This window comes from Bacillota bacterium (assembly GCA_023511455.1).
Lineage (GTDB): Bacteria > Armatimonadota > HRBIN16 > HRBIN16 > HRBIN16 > HRBIN16.
Genome location: JAIMBJ010000065.1, coordinates 1 through 4,002, shown reverse-complemented (window position 1 = coordinate 4,002; position 4,002 = coordinate 1). Strand labels below are relative to the sequence as shown.

Genomic DNA, 4,002 nt, shown 5'->3' with positions numbered 1-4,002 from the left:
TGTCTCCGTCGACGTCACCGTTCGGCAGGATAACATCGACGCCCTCGACGTCCGCATTGACCACCTGAATGCCTCGGACAACCACCCGCAGCCAGTGACTGGCCTTGAAGGCGATGTCGTACTCGCCAGATTCGACTTCACTCAGGGTGTAACTGCCCATCTCATCCAGCAACACCACCTCCGTTCGCAGTGGCTGAGTACTGACCGAAGGGCGGAGCTGTACCTCCACAGGAACGCCCTCCGGTGAGGCGACAAAATCACCAGGCGTTACCCTGCCGCTCACACGGAACCTCTGCACCCGCTCGGTGAGTACGGCGTTATCGAAAGCATAGATGTTCCACTCGGCGGGCGAACTGGCGTGCCCTTGCAGGAAGACCGTGATGTAACCGGATTGCGCTGTCGCCCGTACCCACAGCGGATGCCAGCGGTCAAAGTTCACGCTCCATGGCGTCCACACCACGCCGGATGCATCAGGATTCGTTCTGCCGAAGGGGTCTATGCCGATACGCACCGCCACGTTGCATTCCGGAATATTCAAGCACCACGTCCATGCCCATGCACTGAAGCAGTACTCTCTATCTGGCTTTGCCGGAACACGCTGCCACACCCCACCGTTGCGCGTGCCGCCGTTGGTCGCCCAGCCGATGAAGTACCGCCCCTCCACTGCTCGCAGGTCTTTGAACCAGGGACCCTCGTACACCCCATCCGACGCACCGAAATAGGTCCACCCCGCGGGCGCGCCCGTTTCAAAGCCACCGTTCACCAGCAGGTTGGGCGTCTCCGGCAGCGTAAGAAGGGTGTTGTCTCCACTGACACCGTCGATGTAGCCATCCGCCCGCGAGCGCACCCGAAAGTGGTACAGAGTATGCGGCTCTAATCCGCTCAGGCTAACCTCATGGATGTTGGTCAGGGACGGATTGCCCACGGTTTGAGCGTATGGCGTATCGGTACCGTATTCGACCATCGAATCGGCGGGCGCGCTGGTACGCCAGTACAGCGATGCGCTGCGCGAGGCGACGCTGGTGGTCAACAGGCTATGCATCTGCAGTCTGGGTTTGACCGCACCCGGGTATTCTTCCACTGTCATGACACAGCTTCCGAGATCGAGCCCGGGCTGGGCAACTCCGTTCAAATATACCATACCGCCCGGATAGGCGTTGTTGGCAAGATAGATGTAGAATCCCTCGCCGGTGGTACGGCGGATGCGCAGGTAGTAAGTCTGTCCGGGTGTCAAGGGTACCTCGCCGGGCGACCAGCAGACCATCATGGGGCTATCCGCCCATCCACGCACGTAGCGCACAGCGCCGACCATTTGTCCGCCAGATGGAGCGGTATGCACACTTACCGTGAACCAGACGTTGCTCACGCCGCCTGTGATGAAGCTGACGGAGGTCAGGCTGCTCCCTCTCGCCACGAAGCTCTGCACCGCCTCGTTCACCCATTGCCCGCCGTTATTGTGGCGAACATGGTAAAAGGTAGCATGTCCGTCGTTATCGCAGCAGATGGTGATGCCGAGGTCTATGTCTGGTATCGATGTACCGTCCACGACAGCGCAACCATCCGGGTAAGCATCTGCGCCGAAATAGAGCGGACGGCTCATATAGGTAGACCACAGGGCGTTGTCCGGTCGGCGCAATACCACCGTGTATCGCCTGCCAGGAACTACCGGCACTTCCCCGGCGTGCCAGGCGGCAGTGCCCCTGCCGCTTTGTCCAGCATACAGAGTGCGTGCGGGTCCCACCTGAGGTCCGTCCTGACCGCCCTCGTGCACGGAAACGTTAATGGTAGTCGCCTCCGATGCCACGCGCGCTGTTACTTTCACCACCGACGTGCCGTCGGCAATGAAACTCTGGGCGTATACCCGATGCCAGTCTACAAACCAGGTAGGGTCGTCCGTCCACACGGTGTTGTATAAAGTGAAGTTCAGTGGCGTCGTCCTGTTATCGCGAACCACCACGCCGTGGCGCATCTGTACGCGAAAGTGAAACGGGTCACGCAAACCGACTGTGTACGTGCCTGCCGGTAAGGTTATCGTGTACGTGCCGTCGGTCGCGGTGCTCGCGGAATAGGTGTAGCCGGTCTCGCTGGAGCTCGCCCACACGGCGATCTCATATACCCCTCGCCCCAGCATATCCGATACCTTTCCGCTTATCCAGCCGTCTGCGAACACAGAGGTATGAATGAGCAGCAAGAACAAAGAAACAAACCAGGTAGTGTAGTGCACCATCTTGCTCGTCCTCCTGAAGACAGTCGACCCGCGACACCGCAACGATGAGCGAAACACCATGCCGTTTTCACGGATATAGCGGCGCCGTTTGAGCACTCACTGGCAGGGTTGGAAAGCACCCCACTGCGAGTTCACCAGCCGCACGTACCCTTCCGAAACCAGTTTGTTTTCCAGGTCAGCCAGCGTGTCCTGATTCAATCGTTTGGCGTGTCCGTCGGCAAAGGCATAGTTTTTGCGGGCAATGCCCGTGCTGGGGTCTTTCTGGTGCCAGAACCATATCTCGCCGATAGCCAGCCACTGGGAAGGCACCGCGACCTTCGCGTCAGTCAGCCCGGTGTAGGGACCAAAGTAGCCCCGCTCTGGTCGTTCTGGTGTAGCCAGCGCACCGAGCGAGCAAGTGAGAGACCAGGCGTTATACTGGTAGCTGCTCAGCGGACCTCCCCGTGGTCCCAGCACCTCCGGGTCCCAAAGCGGACGCTCCGTCCACGGTGGAACGAACAACCAGAAGCCCCCGTACGACAACCCGGTATCACTGGGGCAACGGTGTATCTGGATGTTTTTGACGTAGGGCTCCAGCGCGTCCACCATGCGCTGACGGCAAGTGATGCGCCGGCTGACGGGGTCATAATCTCGTTCGCAGACGGGAGGGTCGGTGATGGCAGCGATCCAGGAACCCGCCTTTGGAAAGGTTTCATCATAGTCCTGCGTGTACATGCGCAATGCCGTGCCCAGTTCGCGCACATGCGTGAGACAAAGCGCCATGCGTACGTTTTCGCGAGCACGCGCAAACACAGGGAAAAGTATCGCCGCCAGAATGGCGATAATGGCTATCACCACGAGCAGTTCGATGAGCGTAAAAGCATAGTGATGTTTCATCCTTGCTCGCCTCCTGAAACGAGACGGGGGCGCAGGTGAGCCACGCCCCCGCCGGTTGTCACCTAGCTTGTACGCCGTCGCCACAGCCACGCTATCCCAACGCCCAGCACCGCCAAGCCAGAAGGCTCCGGTACCGGAGTGAGGCTCACATTGTCAATGTCCATAAAGGTCGTGGCAACGGGCCAGAAGATACCCACACGTGTCCAGATGGTCACGCTGGAACCGGTGGGCACAATGGTGGTCTCGAAGTGCTGCCAGGGCTTGTCACCAGTGGCATCCTCCATAACCACCCACACGATGCTTGCACTGTCGGGGTCAGTACCGCCGGTCAGGTCGTAGCCGATGCGCCGCTCTTGCCCTGCACCGGGGTCGGTGGTTCCGGCGACCAGATAGTCGAAGGAGAAGATGTGCGGCAGACCGGGTATCGCGCCGTTGACTACCTGGTAAATCCCTCCCCGGAATGCCTGTCCGGCAATCTGACCGCCGATGATTCGCTGTGCGCTGCCGGGCACGCCCCCGACCTGCCAGAAGTGGGTGCTGCCTGGAAAGACCGGATTGATGTTCCCTGCGTCCCAGACAGACCATCCGTTGGCGATGGTTTCACCACCAATGTTGGTAAAACCGCCCTCAAAGTCGCCGTTCACCACGAGGTTCTGGGCGAACACCGGCAGGGCAATGCCGCTCAGCAACACCAACAGCAAACCGAGTTGTTTCATCGTAGCCGTCCCTCCTTTCTGAAAGTATATGCAACCGATGGTTCGGATCGGTGCCTCCGTAACGGAACTACTCCTCGCCAACCATGCCAAAGTTCTGTACGAGGATGCCGAAGTCGAACAGTGTTACCTCCTCATCTCCGTCCAGGTCGGCATCGGGGTTCCAGTTGCTGTCGCCTGGCTGCG

Annotated in this window: 3 protein-coding genes; all 3 read right to left on the bottom strand. The window is 59.7% G+C overall.

All coding sequences use genetic code 11. From position 1 onward, the window contains the following. Positions 1-2,227: carboxypeptidase regulatory-like domain-containing protein (locus tag K6U75_17130; GenBank protein ID MCL6476757.1), on the bottom strand; the 2,227-nt coding region annotated here is incomplete at its 3' end. Between the two features lie 96 nt (positions 2,228-2,323). Next, the gene (locus K6U75_17125) at positions 2,324-3,103 is read right to left on the bottom strand and encodes a prepilin-type N-terminal cleavage/methylation domain-containing protein (GenBank protein ID MCL6476756.1); all 780 of its coding nucleotides are present in this window, start codon (positions 3,101-3,103) and stop codon (positions 2,324-2,326) included. 62 nt (positions 3,104-3,165) lie between these two features. Beyond that, on the bottom strand, positions 3,166-3,819 hold the full coding sequence (locus K6U75_17120) for a PEP-CTERM sorting domain-containing protein (protein MCL6476755.1): 654 nt from the start codon (positions 3,817-3,819) through the stop codon (positions 3,166-3,168). Between the last annotated feature and the right edge of the window lie 183 nt (positions 3,820-4,002).